The sequence below is a fragment of the Pseudomonas pharyngis genome (assembly GCF_021602345.1).
GTDB classification, from domain to species: domain Bacteria; phylum Pseudomonadota; class Gammaproteobacteria; order Pseudomonadales; family Pseudomonadaceae; genus Aquipseudomonas; species Aquipseudomonas pharyngis.
Genome location: NZ_BQID01000013.1, coordinates 1 through 17,075, shown reverse-complemented (window position 1 = coordinate 17,075; position 17,075 = coordinate 1). Strand labels below are relative to the sequence as shown.

The window sequence follows — 17,075 nt, the reverse complement described above, 5'->3', positions numbered from 1 at the left end:
GAACGGAATTGTGGTCATTTATGGAACAGTCGAAGGTGCGCAAAGTCGGTCTGGGAATCGCGTTGACGCTGGTGGCCGGGTTGGTGTTCTACACGGTGCAGGCGCCGGCCGAGGCGCCGCAATACCTGACCGCCACGGTCGAACGCGCTGACATTGAAAACGCAGTGCTGGCCACCGGTTTGCTGGAGGGCATCAAGCAGGTGGACGTCGGCGCCCAGGTTTCGGGGCAGTTGAAGTCGCTGAAGGTCAAGGTCGGCGACAAGGTCAAGAAGGGCCAGTGGCTGGCGGAAATCGATCCGTTGGTGCTGCAGAACACCCTGCGTCAGGCACAGGTCGATGAGGAGAATCTGCAAGCCCAGCGCCGGGCGACTCAGGCTCAACTGCGCCAGACCAAGGCCATCTACGAGCGCTATCAGAACCTGCAGGAGGACGCCTCGATCTCGCGGCAGGATTTCGAAACCGCGCAATCGAACTACGAAGTGCAGCAGGCCAATCTGTTGTCGCTGGATGCACAGATCAAGAGCGCACACATCCAGATCGACACCGCCAAGGTCAATCTGGCCTACACACGAATCGTCGCGCCCATCGACGGCGATGTGGTGGGCATCGTGACCCAGGAAGGCCAGACCGTGATCGCTAACCAGCTGGCACCGATCCTGCTCAAACTGGCGGACCTGGACACCATGACCGTCAAGGCTCAGGTGTCGGAGGCCGATGTCATTCACATTGCACCGGGGCAGGAGGTGTACTTCACCATTCTTGGTGAGGACAAACGTTATTACGGCAAACTGCGCGGCACTGAGCCTGCGCCGCAGAACTTCCTCGAAACGCCGCCCGCCGGCACGCCGAAGCAGAACACTGCGGTGTTCTATAACGCGCTGTTCGAGGTGCCGAATCCCGATCACCGTTTGCGTATTTCCATGACCGCTCAGGTGCGGGTGGTGCTCGACACCGCCAAATCGGTGCTGACGATTCCGGTTGCCGCGCTGGGCCCACGCAACAGCGATGGCAGCTTCCCGGTGCGGGTGCTGGACGCCAAGGGCCAGGCGCAGTCGCGCAATGTGCAGACCGGGATCAACAACAACGTCAAGGTGCAGGTCAACGAAGGCCTGGCCGAAGGCGACCGGGTGGTGATCGGTGATCCGGTGACGAAAGTGGCAGGGGCATGAGCATGAGCGAACCTCTGCTGCAACTGACCGGCATCAGCCGCAGCTTCAAGGCTGGCGATCGCGAATTCCTCGCGCTGAAGAACATCAACCTGACGATCCATGCCGGGGAAATGGTCGCGATCATCGGCGCCTCGGGCTCCGGCAAATCGACCCTGATGAACATCCTCGGCTGCCTCGATTACGCCACAGCCGGCAGCTACAGGATCAACGGCCGGGAAACCCGCGATCTGGACAGCCAGGCGCTGGCCGAACTGCGTCGCGACTATTTCGGCTTCATCTTCCAGCGCTACCACTTGCTGCCGCACTTGAGCGCGATGCACAACGTCGAGATGCCGGCAATCTACGCCGGCACGCCGGAACCACAACGCCATGCGCGAGCCCGTGAATTGTTGGCGCGCCTTGGGCTGGAGGGGCACCTGACCCATCGCCCGAGCCAACTCTCGGGCGGTCAGCAGCAGCGGGTCAGTATCGCCCGGGCGCTGATGAACGGCGGCGAAGTGATCCTCGCGGACGAGCCGACCGGCGCCCTCGACACCACCAGCGGCAAGGAGGTGATGCGCATCCTGTTGGAGCTGCACGCGGCCGGGCACACGGTGATTCTGGTGACCCATGACCCCAAGGTCGCGGCCAATGCCGAGCGCATCATTGAGGTCAGTGACGGCGAAATCCTTAGCGACCGCCGCAACGAGCGCGACAGCACGGCATTGAGCAATGAGGACGCGGTCCCCAAATCCACGGGGGCGCGGCGTCTGGTGGCCAGCCTCGGGTTGTTCAAGGAGGCCTTCAACATGGCCTGGGTCGCGCTGATCTCGCATCGCATGCGCACCCTGCTGACCATGCTTGGGATCGTCATCGGCATCACCTCGGTGGTGTCGATTTCGGCCATCGGGGAAGGGGCCAAGCGCTATGTGCTCAAGGACATTCAGGCCATCGGCAGCAACACCATCGATATCTATTCCGGCACCAGTTTCGGCGACAGTCGCTCGGCGGCCATCGAAACCCTGGTGCCGGCGGATGTGACGGCGCTCAACCAGCTGTATTACGTCGACAGCGCCACGCCGGTGGTCGGGCGCAATCTGTTGCTGCGCTATCGCAACATCGATCTCGATGCCCAGGTCAACGGCGTCAGCGATCTGTACTTCCAGGTGCGCGGAATCAAGATGGAGTCGGGCATTGCGTTCAGTGAAAACGATGCCCGACGCCAGGCGCAGGTGGTGGTGATCGATCACAACACCCGCCAACGGTTATTCGGCGAGGGAGTCGATCCGCTGGGACAGGTGATCCTGATCGGCAACCTGCCGTGCACCGTGATCGGTGTGGCGGCAGAAAAGAAGAACATCTTCTCGTCGAGCAAGTCGCTCAACGTCTGGGTGCCTTACGAAACCGCAGCCGGGCGGCTGTTGGGCCAGCGCTACCTGGACAGCATCAGCGTGCGGATCAAGGACGGCCAACCGAGCAAGGTCGTGGAAGACAACGTCAACAAACTGATGCTGCAGCGCCACGGCACCAAGGATTTCTTCACCAACAACCTCGACAGCGTCATGCAGACGGTGCAGAAAACCAGCCGCTCTCTGGCGCTGTTGCTGTCGCTGATTGCAGTGATTTCGCTGGTGGTCGGCGGCATCGGGGTGATGAACATCATGCTGGTGTCGGTCACCGAACGGACCCGCGAGATCGGTATCCGAATGGCGGTCGGGGCGCGGCAGTCGGACATTCGTCAGCAGTTTCTGGTGGAGGCGGTGATGGTCTGTCTGCTGGGCGGGGCGATTGGAATCTCGTTGAGTTACGCCATCGGCCACCTGTTTTCGCTGTTCATCAAGGAATGGGAAATGGTGTTCTCGTTGAGCTCGGTGTTGACGGCGGTGATCTGCTCGACGCTGATCGGCATCGTGTTCGGCTTCGTGCCGGCGCGCAATGCATCGCGGCTCGACCCGATCGAGGCCTTGGCGCGGGACTGAGGGGCCGGACATGAAAAAAAACCGCCGTCCCTGGCAGGACAGCGGTTTTTTTACAGGCGTGTGATCGATCAGGCAGCGTTGGACGGGTCGCAGGCGGCCGGGCAGTCCTCAGGCGAATACATCCAGCGCATCAGCGAATGGCGGCCGCTGATTCCCAGTTTGATGGCGGCGCGCTTGAGGTAGCTCTCGACGGTATTGACCTTCAGTTGTAATTGCTCGGCCAGTTCAGGCGCGGTGCGCCCGGCCAGCAGACCGACGCACACTTCCAGTTCACGGTTGGACAGGCTCAGGCCCAGTTGCTGCACGCGCTCGCAAAAACGCAGGCGCAGGGTTTCAAGGCCTTGAAGCGAAGCTTCGGTCGCTGCGGCCTGCGCCTCGGGATCCGCACTCGCCGGTTGCAGCGCGTGGATGTGCTTTTCCACCATCGGCAGCAACACCGGGGAGATGTCCTGCAACAGACTGCGCTCTCGCGCGGAGAAGCGCTTCGACGGGCCGCAGCGGTACACGGAAATCACATAACGGTAACCGTCCTTGCGCCGGGTCAGGTGCAACTGCGAAGCATCGGTGACCGTGGAGGGTTCGGGGGCGGGCACGTCACTGTTGCCGGGATCGGTGCTCAGTTCGGAATACACCGTCTCGGCCGTCAGTGCCGCCTCTTTGGGGCATTCCTGCTCGGTGCGCGGTTGCGTACGTGCGACCGGCTCCACGCGCATCTGCCGGATGTGTGTGGCATCCACGGCCAGTTGGGTGAGGATCAGGTCGTGCAGCATTCGCGGAAAATGCCGGCTGCCGGTGCTGGCGATGACTTTGCCGATGTGAGGGAACAGGTGTGAGTTCATGTGTTTCATCCATGAGTAGCAATGGGGGAATTGCGCTTTCCCCGAGTCTCCGGCGGAAGTCCTTGGCCGGCGACCACAAATCGGGAAATTTGGATCCTATCCTAGTACAACGTTTGAGCGACCGTTTAATGAAGGGGTTATTAGCTCATAACCAACATTCAGTGGCCGCCACCCGGTCGGCTTCCATTCGTCGAATGCGTAGAACGACGCAGAAGCAGCACGGCTCTACCGCGTGTCATCTTAGCGAGACATTCGAAATGTACGATCAGCGCAAGAAAGAGTCACTGTCGGCATGGCGCAAGCTGGCGACACAATCGCAAGAGCCGTTCGATCCGCAGGACCAATATGACGACTTGCTCAAGGGGGCCGACGACATGCTGGAACAGGGGCTCATCAGCAACGCCGAATGGCGTCAGTTGGTGCGCGATGCGGGCAACGTGTTTACCCGCAACGAGGCGGGGGCAAGCGGATGAAGCGCAAACCAGGTGCCGGCCGACGAGTCAAAGACGCCCCGTGGCCTGCAAGAGACGCGCGAACGCCGTCTTGTCGATGGGCCGGCTCATGAAATAACCCTGCACTTCGTTGCATTGATCCTTGCCGAGAATGGCCAGTTGCTCTTCGGTCTCGACGCCTTCGGCCGTGACGTTCAGGCCCATGGCCTTGCCCAGCCCGATGATGGCTTGCACCACCGCACGATCATTGCTGCCGGTGCTGATGGACGCGATGAAGCGCTTGTCGATCTTGATGCCATCGAACGGATAGGCACGCAAGTAGCCCAGCGAGGAGTAGCCGGTGCCGAAATCATCCATGTTCAACCGCACGCCCAGTTCTTTGAGTGCGTTCATGGTCGTCAGCGCACCGTCGGTGTCGTTGAGCATGACGTTTTCGGTGATCTCCAGTTCCAGGCGGCTGGCTGGAAAACGGGTTTCGACCAGCACTTCGCGCACGTCCTGGACGACGTCGCTCAGTGCAAACTGGGCAGGGGAGAGGTTCACCGACAAGAGGATTTCTTCAGGCCATGTCAGGGCGGTCCGGCAGGCTTCGCGCAGTACCCAGCGACCGAGGGGGACGATCAGGTCTGTCTGCTCCGCCAAGGGAATGAACAGATCGGGACCGAGCAGCCCTTTCGTCGGATGCTGCCAGCGCACCAGGGCTTCAACCGAAACGATTTCCTTGCCGTCCACCTTGTAACGCGGCTGATAGTGCAGCACCAGCTCGTTGTCTTTCAGCGCCTTGCGCAAGTCGTCTTCCAGTTGCCGGCGCGTCTGGATCTGGTCGCTCATGTGCGCTTCGAAATAGCACCAGGTGTTCTTGCCTTCCGACTTGGCCTGGTAGAGCGCGATGTCGGCGCAGCGAATCAGCTCTGCGGCTTCGAAGCCGTGGCGCCGGCTCAGGGTGATGCCGATGCTGGCACCGATGTGCAACGGATGATGCTCGAACATCACCGGCTCATGCAGACTGCCGATCAGGCGTGTGCAGAACCTGTCGATTTCCTGATGCGAGTCCATGCCACTGAGTACGACGACGAACTCGTCGCCTCCGAGCCGCGCAACAATGTCGTGATCCCGTGTGCATTCGCGCAGGCGTCTGGCGACTTCCTGCAGGACCGCATCACCGGCAGGATGGCCCAATGAGTCATTGATCGGCTTGAAGTTGTCCAGATCGATCATCAGCAGTGACAGGGGCGCGGCATGCTCCTTGAGTTGCAGGGCTTCTTCCAGGTAGCGCGCCAGCTTGTTGCGGTTGGGCAACCCCGTCAGCGCGTCGTGCATGGACAGGTGCTGGATCTGTGCATGGGCGGCGACTTCATCGGTGATGTCGCTGGCGGTGCCGCGATAACCGACGATGCAATGGTTTTCGACGATCGGCCGGGCGGACAGCCGGCAATAGCGTTGCTGCCCCGTCTCATCGCGGTAGGTACAGCGCAGGTCACTGGCGTTGACCTCTTCGTTCAGTTTCTTGAGCCACAGCTCCAGCGGCGTGGTATCGCAAAACAGTAACTGCATGATGTCCTGTCCCAGCCACTGCTCACGTGCATAGCCGGTCACGGTACTGAAGCGCGCCGAGAGATACGTGAGAGACAGATGCCGGTCGATTTCCCAGATCCAGTCGGAGGCCGCTTCAGCCACGGCGCGAAAACGCTCCTCGCTGGCCTCGAGGGCCTGATTGGCCGCTTGCATTGCCTGGTGTGAGGTCTGCATTGCTTCCAGGCTGTTGTCCACGTACTTCGACGAACGCAAGGCATGCCGGAAAAAGTAACCGGTCAACAGCATGAGAATGAGCAAAATGCTGCCAAGCGTGGGCAGCAATGACCACAACAACCGTTGCCCCGGCCGCTCCAGGTCAGCGACCAGGCTGTAACCGGTACTGTCCAGCGGCACTCTGGGCTGGCCTGCTTCGATGGTTTCGTCCGGGGCAAGGGTCAGGTTGTTCAGGCCGAAGCCGCTGCCGATCTTTCGCAGTTTGGCTGGCGTCAGCTTGTCGACGAATACCAGCACAGAGGTGTTACGGGGTTCTTCGGTGGGGCGCTCGTCATTGGGAATGATGGCCGCCGCCGTCACCAGTGCCGGCCAGTCTTCAAACAATGAATAGGTATTGACGGGCCTGGTGAGGTCGCTTTGCAGTTGTACCTGGTCGACCAGCGCAGTGGCGGACGCCTGGAGAAAACTGGAGATATCTGCTTCGACCAACTGGCCGCGCACCACCGCATATTTGGTCTGTTCCCGGTTCAGTACAAATACGCCGTCATAGCCATCGCTGGTGAACAGGGTTTTACCCAGGTTTTGTTCAACGTAGGCCCAGTTTGTGTCGACCTGACCGCTCAGATGCTCATAGGCCGTCGTCCAGTAGGCGTAACTGGTGATGTAGTTTTTTGATGCGAGGATGCGGTTTTCCAGTGCTCGGGTCGTATAGAACAGGTTGTCGTTCACATCGTCATCATCGAGCCGCGCCGCAATACTTAACAGGGCACCGACTGCCGTGATGACCCCGGCAACGAACAGCGCGCCTACGGCAAACGCGAGACGCCGGGTGGCGGTACGTTGAGGCGAGGGGAGCGGGGCCGCATGAGTGGAGAAGTCCATTCGCTCATCCTTGATCCGTGATTACGGCATCTAGAACATTTGGAACGACGCAATGTTCAGTCTTGTCTGCGCCACCGCTTGAAGGTTAGCAGGCACCTCGGACTTTCATCGGCAATGCGCGTCCACCAGCTCGATCCAGTGCCTGACGGGCGTGCGGCCGGCGCCGTCGAGGTGTATCTGGCAGCCGATGTTGGCGGTGGCGATGATCTCGGGATGACCACTCTCCAGCGCAGCGAGTTTGTTGTCGCGCAGTGACCTGGCCAGTGCCGGTTGGGTGATCGAGTAAGTACCTGCCGAGCCGCAGCACAGATGGGCGTCGGGGACGGCAGTCAGGTCGAAGCCCAGTCGTGTCAGCACCGACTCCACCGCACCGCCAAGTTTCTGCGCGTGCTGCAAGGTGCAGGGGCAATGGAAAGCCACACGTTGATTGGCGTGGATGCCTAAGGATTCGAGCGGCTCTTCGCGCAGCACCTCAACCAGATCTTTTGCCAGCGCGCTGACGGCTTTGGCCTTTTCGGCATAGGCCGGGTCGGCGCGAAGCAAATGCCCGTAATCCTTGATGAATGCACCGCAACCGCTGGCGGTCTGCACGATCGCCTCGGCACCCTGTTCGATGGCCGGCCACCACGCATCAATGTTGTGGCGGGCGCGCTCAAGGCCGGTGGCCTGGGCGTCAAGGTGATAATCCACCGCGCCGCAGCAGCCAGCCTCGCGAGCAGGAATCACGCTGATGCCCAGACGATCCAGCACCCGCGCCGCTGCGGCATTGGTGTTGGGTGACAAACCTGGCTGCACGCAACCCTCGAGCATCAGCACTTGCCGCGCATGACGGATGGCGGGTCGTGGGGCAGGCAGCGCCACGTTGCGTGGCAGTTTGTCTTGCAGGGTATGGGGCAATAGCGCCCGAAACATCTGGCCGGCGTTGATCAGCCCTTTGAACAACCGTGGATCGGGCACGACGCGTCGAAGTCCTTCACGCAACAGACGCTGCCCGAGCGGCCGCGGGACGGCGGCGTCCACCACCGCCCGGCCGATGTCGAGCAGGTTGTGATAGTCCACGCCGGAAGGGCAGGTGGTTTCACAGTTGCGGCATGACAGGCAGCGATCCAGATGCTGCTGGGTTTTTGCCGTGACTTCGTTGCCTTCGAGCACTTGCTTGATCAAGTAGATGCGTCCGCGCGGGCCGTCCAGTTCATCGCCGAGCAATTGATAAGTCGGGCAGGTCGCGTTGCAGAATCCGCAATGAACGCACGTGCGCAGGATGCTTTCGGCCTCTTCGGCGCGGGGCAGTTGCCGGGCTTGCGGGCTGAGGGTGGTCTGCATGGCTCAAAGCTCCGCGTACAGACGCCCGGGATTGAAAATGCCCCGGGGGTCGAGTTGTCGTTTGAGTTGGCGGTGATAGTGCAGCAGGGCGGGCGCCAGAGGATGGAACGGCTCGTCGATCAGACCGTGGCTATAACAGGTCGCATGCCCGCCGACTTCGTCGACCACTTTGCGAATGACCGCAGCTTCGGCCGTCGATTTGAGCCAGCGTTGCGCGCCGCCCCAGTCGAGCCACTGCTGGCCGGGCAGGTTCAGCGGCGGCGTGTTCAGCGGCACGGACAGGCGCCAGAGCGGTTGGTCTTCGTCGAAGAAGGCCAGGTGTTGTTCGTTGAGATCGGCCCAGAACGAACTGTCGATCAGCTCGCCACCCAGGCGATCATGGGCGGCCGCCACCGAACTTTCGCCACCCTCAAGACGCAAATGCAGTTGCTGGCCATCGTGACACGCGGCGCTGATCGGCAACGGTTGCTGGCCCCATTCGGCCAGACGCAGCAACGCCTGTTCGCTGGGCATTTCCAGACTGAGGCTCAGGCACGCTCGCGGTTTGGGCAGCACCTTGAGCGAGACTTCGGTGATCACCCCGAGCGAGCCGTAACTGCCGGCCATCAGGCGCGACAGGTCATAACCGGCGACGTTCTTCATGACTTCGCCGCCGAACCGCAGGTGTTTGCCATGACCGGTGATGATCCGTGTGCCGAGCACAAAGTCGCGCACCGATCCCGACCAGGGCCGACGCGGCCCGGACAGGCCACTGGCGACCATGCCGCCGACCGTGGCATCGTCGGCGAAGGCCGGTGGTTCGCACGCCAGCATCTGTTGCGAAGCGTCCAGCACGGCCAGCAGTTCCACTAGTGGAGTACCGCAGCGTGCGGTGATCACCAGTTCGGTCGGGTCGTAGCTGACGATGCCGCGATGGGCGCGGGTGTCGAGAATCTCGCCACCGACGATGCGCCCGAGAAACGCCTTGCTGTTGGCCCCTTGAATGCGCAGCGGCGTGGCGTTTTCCAGTGCCCGGTTGACCTGTTCGAGCAGCGCGGCGCTGTCATCGAAATCCATCGCGTCGCCCATCAGAACCGCTCCAGTTCGGGGAAGGGCAACTGCCCGTGATGCACGTGCAGGGCGCCGAATTCGGCGCAGCGGTGCAGGGTCGGAATGTTTTTGCCGGGGTTGAGCAGGCCGCCGGGATCGAACGCGGCTTTGACGGCGTGGAACAGGGTCAGCTCATCACTGTTGAACTGCGCGCACATCTGGTTGATTTTTTCCCGGCCCACGCCGTGTTCACCGGTGATGCTGCCGCCGACCTTGACGCACAGTTCGAGGATCTTGCCACCCAGCGTTTCAGCACGTTCCAGCTCGCCGGGCTGGTTGGCGTCGAACAGAATCAGTGGATGCATGTTGCCGTCGCCGGCATGGAATACGTTGGCGACTCGCAGGCCGTATTCGGCTGAAAGCTGTGCAATCGCATGCAGTACGCCGGGCAACTCGCGGCGCGGGATGGTGCCATCCATGCAGTAATAGTCCGGCGACAACCGGCCCACGGCGGGGAAGGCGTTTTTGCGTCCGGCCCAGAATCGCACGCGTTCGGCTTCGTCCCGGGCCTGACGCAGTTCGGTGGCGCCGGCGTGCTCGAGCACTTGTCGGACCCGCGCACAGTCATCGTGAACATCGGCTTCAACGCCATCGAGTTCGCAGAGCAGAATCGCCTCGGCATCCACCGGATAACCGGCGTGGATGAAGTCTTCAGCAGCGCGGATCGCCAGATTGTCCATCATCTCCAGGCCACCGGGAATGATGCCGGCCGCGATGATATCCGCCACGGCGCGGCCAGCCTTTTCCACGGAGTCGAACGCCGCCAGCAGCACTTTGGCCGTCTGCGGTTTGGGTAAAAGTTTGACCGTGACTTCGGTGATGACCCCGAGCAGGCCTTCGGAACCGGTGAACAGCGCCAACAGGTCGAAACCGGGGGAATCCAGTGCGTCCGAACCCAGCGTCAGGCGTTCGCCATCGACGGTGAGGATCTCGACCTTGAGCAGGTTGTGCACGGTCAAGCCGTACTTGAGGCAATGCACACCACCGGCGTTTTCCGCCACGTTGCCGCCGATCGAGCAGGCGATTTGCGAGGAAGGGTCAGGTGCGTAATACAGCCCGAACGGCGCGGCGGCCTGGGAAATCGCCAGGTTGCGCACACCGGGTTGAACCCGTGCAGTGCGGGCCTTTGAGTCGATCTGCAGGATGTTGTTGAAACGCGCCATCACCAGCAGCACGCCTTTTTCCAGCGGCAATGCACCGCCGGACAAACCGGTCCCCGCGCCCCGGGCCACCACCGGCACCCGTCGTTCATGGCAGATCTGCAACACGCCCTGAACTTCATCGATGTGCCGTGGCAGTACCACCAGCAGCGGCGTGGTGCGGTAGGCCGAGAGGCCATCGCACTCGTACGGTTTCAGTTCCTCGCGCTGATGCAGCACGTCCAGGTCTGGCCATTGGTGCTGCAGGGCTTGCAGAAGCGCGGCTTTGTCGACGTCGGGCAAGGCGCCGTCGACCTGTTCGTCGTAGAGAATGTTCATGATCGGTGGGCGACCCTCCGTTGTCGTTATTCGAGGTCGGTGCCGGTTTCCATCATTGGGCCGCTGACACCGAGAAGTAAAGCGTAGCGTCCGGTAGTTCGTTGTCCCGCGTGCTCCTGTAATATGCCGCCACTTCACCCCAATGAGCATGGAATGGACTCTCACTCGATTCTGGCCTTTACCCAGGTTGCCGCGATTGCCATTGCCAGCCCTGGACCCGAGCCCCTTAGCCTGCGCTGTCCCGTTGGGCCATCCGGGTGGTGAGACCGGTTCATCGGCTTCGGGGCTGCGATTCTGACGATGCGTCAGCAGGTGCGTAGCTCACAGAGGTACGACTGAAATCATTCAATTATTTCAAGGAAGCATTGCGTGGCACTCAGGGTTTTAGTGGTCGGCGGTTACGGGAATTTCGGCAGCATTGTCAGCCGGCATTTGATTGCGATGCCGGACATCACGCTGGTGATCTCCGGTCGCGACCCTCAGAAACTGATGCGCAAAGTCGACGAGCTGAAAACCCTGTCGGGCGTCGTCTGCGAGAGTTGGTGCGGCAATGCGATGGGGGAAGGGTTTGAAGCGGTTCTGAAAACGATGAACATCCAATTGGTCATCCACACCGGGGGCCCGTTTCAAGGGCAATCCTATGCGGTCGCCGAGCGCTGCATAGACGCGGGTGTGCATTATTGCGACTTGTCCGACTGCCGAACGTTCGTCAACGGCATCGGAGTCCTCGATGCCCGTGCGAAACAGGCTGGCGTGGCAATTCTCAGCGGTTGCAGTTCGGTGCCGACACTTTCATCGGCCCTTATCGATGAGCATCAGTATCGCTTCTCTCGTATCGATTCGATCGAACATGGCATTTCCTCGTCGGCGAAAATGCCGGGCCTTTCGACGGTTGAAGGTGTTCTGGCCTACGCCGGCAAGCCGATCAGGCAGCTCAGGAATGGCCAGGTTCATGAGGTGGCAGGCTGGCTCGACCTGACGTTGCGCAAGATGCCTCACCTGGGCGTTCGGGTGCTGGCGAATGTCGACGTGCCGGACATGGACATTTTTGCCAGCCGCTATGGTGCCCGAACCTTGAGTTTCAAGGCGGGTGCGGGCCTTAAGCTGGGTGGAGTGGCCAACGGCCTGTTCGCCCTGGCCCGCAGGTTTGGTGCGTTTCGTGATCATGTTCCCTGGGCGGCGCGGCTTCATCGTTGGGGCACCTGGTTCGAGCGATTCGGTGATGGCAAAAGCGCGATGTACATCGACGTGAAGGGGCTCGGCATCGACGGCAATCCGCTGGCCATGACGGTCCAGCTCACCGCCCGCAATGACAAGGGGCCGGAGATCCCGAGCTGCGCAGCCGTTGCCCTGGCTGCGAAAATCGCCCGGGGATATCCGCCCGAGGCTGGCGCGCGTCCTTGCGTGGGCGAGATCACTGTCGACGAATACATGGCGGCCATCAACGATCCGCAGAATCTGAGCCTGTCGATGCATTTCTCTGATGGGCAGAACTGACCGTGCTCTATCTGTGCCTCAAATACATTCACATCGTCGCCGCGGTTTTCCTGTTCGGATTCGGCATGGGCTCGTACCTCTACCTGATCGCCGCGAGCCGTACAGCCAACCCTTTGGTGATAGCGCACGTGTCGAGAATGGTCGTACGGTTCGACGCCTGGATCACCACGCCGGCGGGCTTTATCCAGATCGTGACGGGTTACGGGTTGACCAGGCTTGCCGGACTGCCTCTGACCACGGAATGGGTCCTGACCTCCTTGATCATTTTCCTGTGCGTCGGGTCGCTCTGGTTACCGGTATTGGTGCTTCAGAAGCGTTTGTACATGATGGCGTCGAGCGCAGTCGAAACGGGGGGCGGGCTTGCCGATGAGTACCGTTGCGTGTACCGAAAATGGTTCTGGATGGGGGTTGCCGGTTTTCTGGGGATGTTCGTGATCGTGCTGCTGATGGTGACGAAGATGACGCCGGGACAGTGGGCTGACTTGTTGGTGTAGCGAACGCAACGCCCGATACAGACTTCGCACCGGACGTTGCGTCGTATCAGGTGAAGTTCAATCGAGATCGCTTGCTTGATGCCGTTCTGGAACCTGGCTCGCTTCATCGCCCCACGTCCGGTTGACGCGCTGGCCGCGAATCACCGCAGGTCGTTCGGCAATCTCTTGCGCCCAGCGCTGCACGTGGGTGTATTCATGGGCGCTCAGAAACTCGGCGGCGGAGTACACATTGTTGCGCACCAGTTGTCCGTACCACGGCCAGACCGCGATGTCGGCGATGGTGTAGTCGTTGCCGGCAAGGTAAGGGCTTTCGCTCAGGCGGCGATCGAGTACATCCAGCTGACGCTTGGCTTCCATGGTGAATCGATTGATCGGGTATTCGAGTTTTTCCGGCGCATACGCATAGAAATGCCCGAAGCCACCGCCCAGATACGGCGCAGCACCCATCTGCCAGAACAGCCAGTTCAGGGTTTCGGTGCGACCCGCCGGATCGGAGGGCAGGAAGGCGCCGAATTTCTCCGCCAGATACAACAGGATCGACCCGGATTCGAATACGCGAATGCCCGGTTCCACGCTGCGGTCCAATAAAGCCGGAATTTTCGAGTTGGGGTTGATCTCGACAAATCCGCTGGAGAACTGGTCTCCTTCGTTGATGCGGATCAGCCAGGCATCGTATTCAGCGTCGGTGCAGCCGAGCGCCAGTAATTCTTCGAGCAGAATGGTTACCTTCACGCCATTGGGCGTGGCCAGTGAGTAGAGCTGCAGCGGGTGCTTGCCGATCGGCAGCGTTTTTTCATGCGTCGGCCCGGCAATCGGGCGATTGATATTGGCGAATTGGCCGCCGGAAGGCGCGCTGTGTTTCCAGACCTTGGGTGGCACGTAAGACGTCTTGCTCATGAAACGGACCTCATCGGTTAATGGCCGGAATGTTGTGAGCCCGTATGGGAACAGCGGGCTCATGACGGACAGGACACCACACAACGGCGTTTGAATGCCACCGGCGGGCGGATGAAAATTCGCGGGAATCGAGCGTGATATCAACCCAAAGAAAAGCCCGGCAGATGCCGGGCTTTCTGGGTTTCGGGAACATCACGCCGCCACGTTGCCGGCCATCATTTCCTTTTTGTAGCTGGCTTTCATCGCTTCCATTTGTTCGCCCAGTTCATCGAGCTTCGCTTTGCCGAGGAGTTTTTTTGCCTGCGGAAACATCTCGGTTTCTTCCTCTTCGATGTGATGCTCCAGAAGCTCCTTGACCACTTTGACCCGACCAGCGAACTCGGGCGTCCCCGGATCAGTCAGTTTGAGGTCTGGCAGCACCAGCGAATCCACGGTGCGGTGCTCTTCCTTGGCTTCGAAGTACATGATGTCCTGTTCCTTGGTGCCGGCTTCCTTGAAGGCCGGATAAAGGATTTCCTCTTCGAGTCGGGTGTGGATCGAGATCTCCATTTCCAGTTTGCCCAGTAGCTCGACACGTTTTTTCAGGGCCCGGTCCGTCGATTCGCTGAGTTGACTCAGGATCCCTTTGACTTTCTCGTGGTCGGCTTTCAGAAGGTCGATCGCGTTCATGTTGGTTGCCTCTGCTATTCAGGGTTAGAACACAGTCCGATGTCTCTCGGCGCCGTGGATTCCCGAAGAACAACGCATTTGCCATGCCAGTCGCGCGTCTCGGCCAAAGGCGTCTGGATCAGGGGTTGTGCGATAGCAGGGCTGAGGGGGTTCGTGCAGCCTGCATGAACGACGTGCAATCGGCATTGCAGAACACGACCCGAAGGGTTGTGGGCGTGATTTTTCGGATCAGAAGACAGCGATCACGACGGATGTTGTTTACCGGTGCTGGCGCTGTGGCAAGTACTTTTGCGTAATTGTGCCGGACTCACGCCAAGTCGTTGTTTGAAGGCGCTTGCCAGGTGCGCCTGGGAATTGAATCCACAGGCCAGGGCGACCTGCGACAAGGCCGTTTTCCCGTCGCATATCATCGCCCGAGCCCTGGCCAGGCGCCGGTCGATCAAATAGCTATGGGGGCTTTTGCCCGTGGCTTGTTTGAAGGCGCGAGTGAAATAGCCTTCGGACAATTCGAGCAGGTGTGCCATCGACAGTACATCGAGCGGGCCATTGAGACCTGCGTCAATGAACTCATCCAGCCGTCGCATTCGGCTGTCGGTGATCGAGCCGCGGTGCACTGGCACGTCCTGAACTGCGGCGCGCTCAGCCAGCGCAAGCGCCCAGGTTTCCCAGTCATCGTCCCATTTGGGCTGCAACAGCGCTCTGCGCACTCGCTGGGCGAGGAGAATGGCCTGCGGGTCGATGCGGTTGTTGAATGGCCGATCTCCGGCCAACGCACCCCCTTTGGTGCGGATGACCCGCAGGTATTCACCGCCCACGGGGGACTCGGACAACACATCACAGCCGACCGGGACAAACGCCAGGCCATTGGGCATCGCGTCGAAGGGACGTACCCGGTCAGTACCGATGGCATGCAGGCCGCGTTGGCTGTCGAAGGCAAAGCCAATCGCTGACTGGGTCGCCACGTAGCGTGCCGAGTAGGCTGCGCCGGGCAGCAATTCGATCGTCCACGAACCTGCCTCGATGCGACGGACCGGTTCCGCAAGGGGTGTGATGTGCTGACGGTTTCGATGACTCATGAGCGTCATAGTAGTGAAGGGATGGCATAAAAGTCAGGTTCGTTTTTTGAAAGCCGACGCGACGCCTGCGTGCCTAGACTGGGGCAAAGCCAAGGAGACGCTCATGCATACAATCACGCGCGATGACCTCGAACACGCTGCCCGCCAGGTTTACCAGGTGATGCCGGCTACCGCCCAGTATCGCTGGCCTTTGCTGGCCGAGCGGTTGGGATGCACGGTTTGGGTCAAACACGAAAATTACACACCGACCGGAGCCTTCAAGGTGCGCGGTGGCATTACATTCATGAACTGGCTGCGCCGTGAGCACCCGAGCGTCAAAGGCATCGTTTCTGCGACGCGTGGCAATCATGGCCAAAGTCTTGCACTGGCAGCCAGTGCCGTGGGGCTGAGGGCATTGATCGTTGTGCCAAAGGGCAACTCAATGGAAAAGAACAACGCCATGCGCGGGTTCGGCGGTGAGGTGGTCGAGTACGGGCGTGACTTCGATGAAGCTCGCGAAGAGGCTGCTCGCCTGGCGCAGGAACATGACTTGTACCTGGTGCCGCCATTTCATGCCGAACTGGTCAAGGGCGTTGCGACGTATGCGCTTGAGCTGTTCAGTGCAGCGCCAGAGTTGGACACCGTCTATGTGCCCATCGGCTGTGGTTCGGGAATCTGCGGTGTGATTGCTGCCCGGGATGTGTTGGGCCTGAGTACCGAGATAGTAGGGGTGGTGTCGACGGAAGCAATGGCCGCCAAACTGTCTTTCGAAGCGAAAACGATCTGTGAAACCGCGTCGGCCAACACCTTTGCCGACGGCCTTGCTGTGCGCAGGCCTATTGCCGAGGCGTTCGACATCTATAGGAAGGGGGCGGCGCGGATCGTCTCGGTGAGCGAAGAGGAAATAGCCGAGGCCATGCGCGTGTATTACACCGATACCCATAACCTTGCGGAAGGGGCGGGCGCGTCCGCGTTGGCGGCCTTGATGCAGGAGCATGAAAGGCGGGAGGGGAAAACGGTCGGTGTGATTCTGTCCGGGGGGAATGTTGATCGAACGATCTATGCGGGGGTGATTGGATGATTGCTTCTTTATATAGTCGGTACGGAGCTTGGTAGTTTTCGCAGGTACGACCTGGCCTGTCGGGTATGGAAAGGAATTTTTACTCGGGGGGTTGACCATCTGTTTTGATCCTGTATTATTCGCCTCCCGCTAGCGAGCAACTTGAGTTGCTTCTAACGCAAGTGATTGAATTTAAATGAAAATAATCACTTGACAGCAAATGAGGCTGCTGTAGAATGCGCGCCTCGGTTGAGACGAAAGATCTTAACCAACCGCTCTTTAACAACTGAATCAAGCAATTCGTGTGGGTGCTTGTGGAGTTAGACTGATAGTCAGAAAGATTATCAGCATCACAAGTTACTCCGCGAGAAATCAAAGATGTAACCAACGATTGCTGAGCCAAGTTTAGGGTTTTCTCAAAACCCAAAGATGTTTGAACTGAAGAGTTTGATCATGGCTCAGAT

The 17,075-nt window shown here is 60.2% G+C and carries 14 protein-coding genes and 1 pseudogene; 7 read left to right on the top strand and 8 right to left on the bottom strand.

Annotation, left to right across the window (positions count from 1 at the left end):
• The first annotated feature begins 20 nt into the window (after window positions 1-20).
• Window positions 21-1,169, top strand: coding sequence for a macrolide transporter subunit MacA (gene macA, locus L6D74_RS23280; protein ID WP_074687877.1), 1,149 nt, complete (start codon window positions 21-23; stop codon window positions 1,167-1,169).
• 2 nt (window positions 1,170-1,171) lie between these two features.
• Window positions 1,172-3,127, top strand: a complete 1,956-nt coding sequence (locus tag L6D74_RS23275) for a MacB family efflux pump subunit (protein ID WP_236190589.1) — start codon at window positions 1,172-1,174, stop codon at window positions 3,125-3,127.
• A 68-nt stretch (window positions 3,128-3,195) separates the two neighbouring features.
• On the opposite strand, the gene L6D74_RS23270 is transcribed toward L6D74_RS23275, so the two are convergent.
• Window positions 3,196-3,966, bottom strand: coding sequence for a helix-turn-helix transcriptional regulator (locus L6D74_RS23270; RefSeq protein ID WP_064595555.1), 771 nt, complete (start codon window positions 3,964-3,966; stop codon window positions 3,196-3,198).
• Window positions 3,967-4,223: 257 nt separating this feature from the next.
• On the opposite strand from L6D74_RS23270, the gene L6D74_RS23265 reads away from it, so the two are divergent.
• On the top strand, window positions 4,224-4,439 hold the full coding sequence (locus L6D74_RS23265) for a hypothetical protein (RefSeq protein ID WP_064595557.1): 216 nt from the start codon (window positions 4,224-4,226) through the stop codon (window positions 4,437-4,439).
• Window positions 4,440-4,466: 27 nt separating this feature from the next.
• On the opposite strand, the gene L6D74_RS23260 is transcribed toward L6D74_RS23265, so the two are convergent.
• From L6D74_RS23260 to glcD, 4 genes are all read right to left on the bottom strand, one after another.
• The gene (locus L6D74_RS23260; protein WP_236190587.1) at window positions 4,467-7,049 is read right to left on the bottom strand and encodes a bifunctional diguanylate cyclase/phosphodiesterase; all 2,583 of its coding nucleotides are present in this window, start codon (window positions 7,047-7,049) and stop codon (window positions 4,467-4,469) included.
• Between the two features lie 105 nt (window positions 7,050-7,154).
• Window positions 7,155-8,372, bottom strand: a complete 1,218-nt coding sequence (gene glcF / locus L6D74_RS23255) for a glycolate oxidase subunit GlcF (RefSeq protein WP_236190585.1) — start codon at window positions 8,370-8,372, stop codon at window positions 7,155-7,157.
• Window positions 8,373-8,375: 3 nt separating this feature from the next.
• Entirely contained in the window at window positions 8,376-9,440 is a 1,065-nt protein-coding gene (gene glcE, locus L6D74_RS23250; protein ID WP_236190583.1) for a glycolate oxidase subunit GlcE, read from the bottom strand.
• Window positions 9,440-10,939 carry a glycolate oxidase subunit GlcD gene (gene glcD, locus L6D74_RS23245; protein ID WP_236190581.1) on the bottom strand — a complete coding sequence of 500 codons (1,500 nt, stop codon included), beginning with the start codon at window positions 10,937-10,939 and terminating at the stop codon, window positions 9,440-9,442. The genes glcE and glcD overlap by 1 nt, the downstream gene beginning before the upstream one ends.
• A gap of 153 nt (window positions 10,940-11,092) precedes the next feature.
• On the opposite strand from glcD, the pseudogene L6D74_RS30170 reads away from it, so the two are divergent.
• From L6D74_RS30170 to L6D74_RS23235, 3 genes and pseudogenes are all read left to right on the top strand, one after another.
• Window positions 11,093-11,167 (top strand): annotated as a pseudogene (locus tag L6D74_RS30170) (LysE family translocator); the annotation flags it as partial.
• 141 nt (window positions 11,168-11,308) lie between these two features.
• On the top strand, window positions 11,309-12,436 hold the full coding sequence (locus L6D74_RS23240) for a saccharopine dehydrogenase family protein (RefSeq protein ID WP_236190579.1): 1,128 nt from the start codon (window positions 11,309-11,311) through the stop codon (window positions 12,434-12,436).
• A gap of 2 nt (window positions 12,437-12,438) precedes the next feature.
• The gene (locus L6D74_RS23235; protein ID WP_039770753.1) at window positions 12,439-12,930 is read left to right on the top strand and encodes a DUF2269 family protein; all 492 of its coding nucleotides are present in this window, start codon (window positions 12,439-12,441) and stop codon (window positions 12,928-12,930) included.
• A 57-nt stretch (window positions 12,931-12,987) separates the two neighbouring features.
• Here the strand turns inward: L6D74_RS23235 and yghU are convergent, their stop codons facing one another.
• The 3 genes from yghU to L6D74_RS23220 all read right to left on the bottom strand — a co-directional run bounded on the left by yghU (window position 12,988) and on the right by L6D74_RS23220 (window position 15,581).
• Entirely contained in the window at window positions 12,988-13,827 is an 840-nt protein-coding gene (gene yghU, locus L6D74_RS23230; protein WP_085648953.1) for a glutathione-dependent disulfide-bond oxidoreductase, read from the bottom strand.
• 192 nt (window positions 13,828-14,019) lie between these two features.
• Window positions 14,020-14,496 (bottom strand): hemerythrin domain-containing protein, encoded by a 477-nt coding sequence (locus L6D74_RS23225; protein ID WP_039770748.1) that lies wholly within the window; start codon window positions 14,494-14,496, stop codon window positions 14,020-14,022.
• A gap of 242 nt (window positions 14,497-14,738) precedes the next feature.
• Window positions 14,739-15,581, bottom strand: coding sequence for a helix-turn-helix transcriptional regulator (locus tag L6D74_RS23220; protein WP_236190577.1), 843 nt, complete (start codon window positions 15,579-15,581; stop codon window positions 14,739-14,741).
• Window positions 15,582-15,675: 94 nt separating this feature from the next.
• On the opposite strand from L6D74_RS23220, the gene L6D74_RS23215 reads away from it, so the two are divergent.
• The gene (locus L6D74_RS23215; protein WP_236190576.1) at window positions 15,676-16,632 is read left to right on the top strand and encodes a threonine dehydratase; all 957 of its coding nucleotides are present in this window, start codon (window positions 15,676-15,678) and stop codon (window positions 16,630-16,632) included.
• Window positions 16,633-17,075: the final 443 nt, after the last annotated feature.

Coding starts and splice junctions, on each gene's coding strand:
- glcE (WP_236190583.1), bottom strand. CDS start 9,440: ATGGGCGACGCGATGGATTTCGATGACAGCGCCGCGCTGCTCGAACAG.
- L6D74_RS23225 (WP_039770748.1), bottom strand. CDS start 14,496: ATGAACGCGATCGACCTTCTGAAAGCCGACCACGAGAAAGTCAAAGGG.
- glcF (WP_236190585.1), bottom strand. CDS start 8,372: ATGCAGACCACCCTCAGCCCGCAAGCCCGGCAACTGCCCCGCGCCGAA.
- L6D74_RS23270 (WP_064595555.1), bottom strand. CDS start 3,966: ATGAACTCACACCTGTTCCCTCACATCGGCAAAGTCATCGCCAGCACC.
- L6D74_RS23220 (WP_236190577.1), bottom strand. CDS start 15,581: ATGACGCTCATGAGTCATCGAAACCGTCAGCACATCACACCCCTTGCG.
- yghU (WP_085648953.1), bottom strand. CDS start 13,827: ATGAGCAAGACGTCTTACGTGCCACCCAAGGTCTGGAAACACAGCGCG.
- L6D74_RS23275 (WP_236190589.1), top strand. CDS start 1,172: ATGAGCGAACCTCTGCTGCAACTGACCGGCATCAGCCGCAGCTTCAAG.
- L6D74_RS23265 (WP_064595557.1), top strand. CDS start 4,224: ATGTACGATCAGCGCAAGAAAGAGTCACTGTCGGCATGGCGCAAGCTG.
- glcD (WP_236190581.1), bottom strand. CDS start 10,939: ATGAACATTCTCTACGACGAACAGGTCGACGGCGCCTTGCCCGACGTC.
- L6D74_RS23260 (WP_236190587.1), bottom strand. CDS start 7,049: ATGGACTTCTCCACTCATGCGGCCCCGCTCCCCTCGCCTCAACGTACC.
- L6D74_RS23215 (WP_236190576.1), top strand. CDS start 15,676: ATGCATACAATCACGCGCGATGACCTCGAACACGCTGCCCGCCAGGTT.
- macA (WP_074687877.1), top strand. CDS start 21: ATGGAACAGTCGAAGGTGCGCAAAGTCGGTCTGGGAATCGCGTTGACG.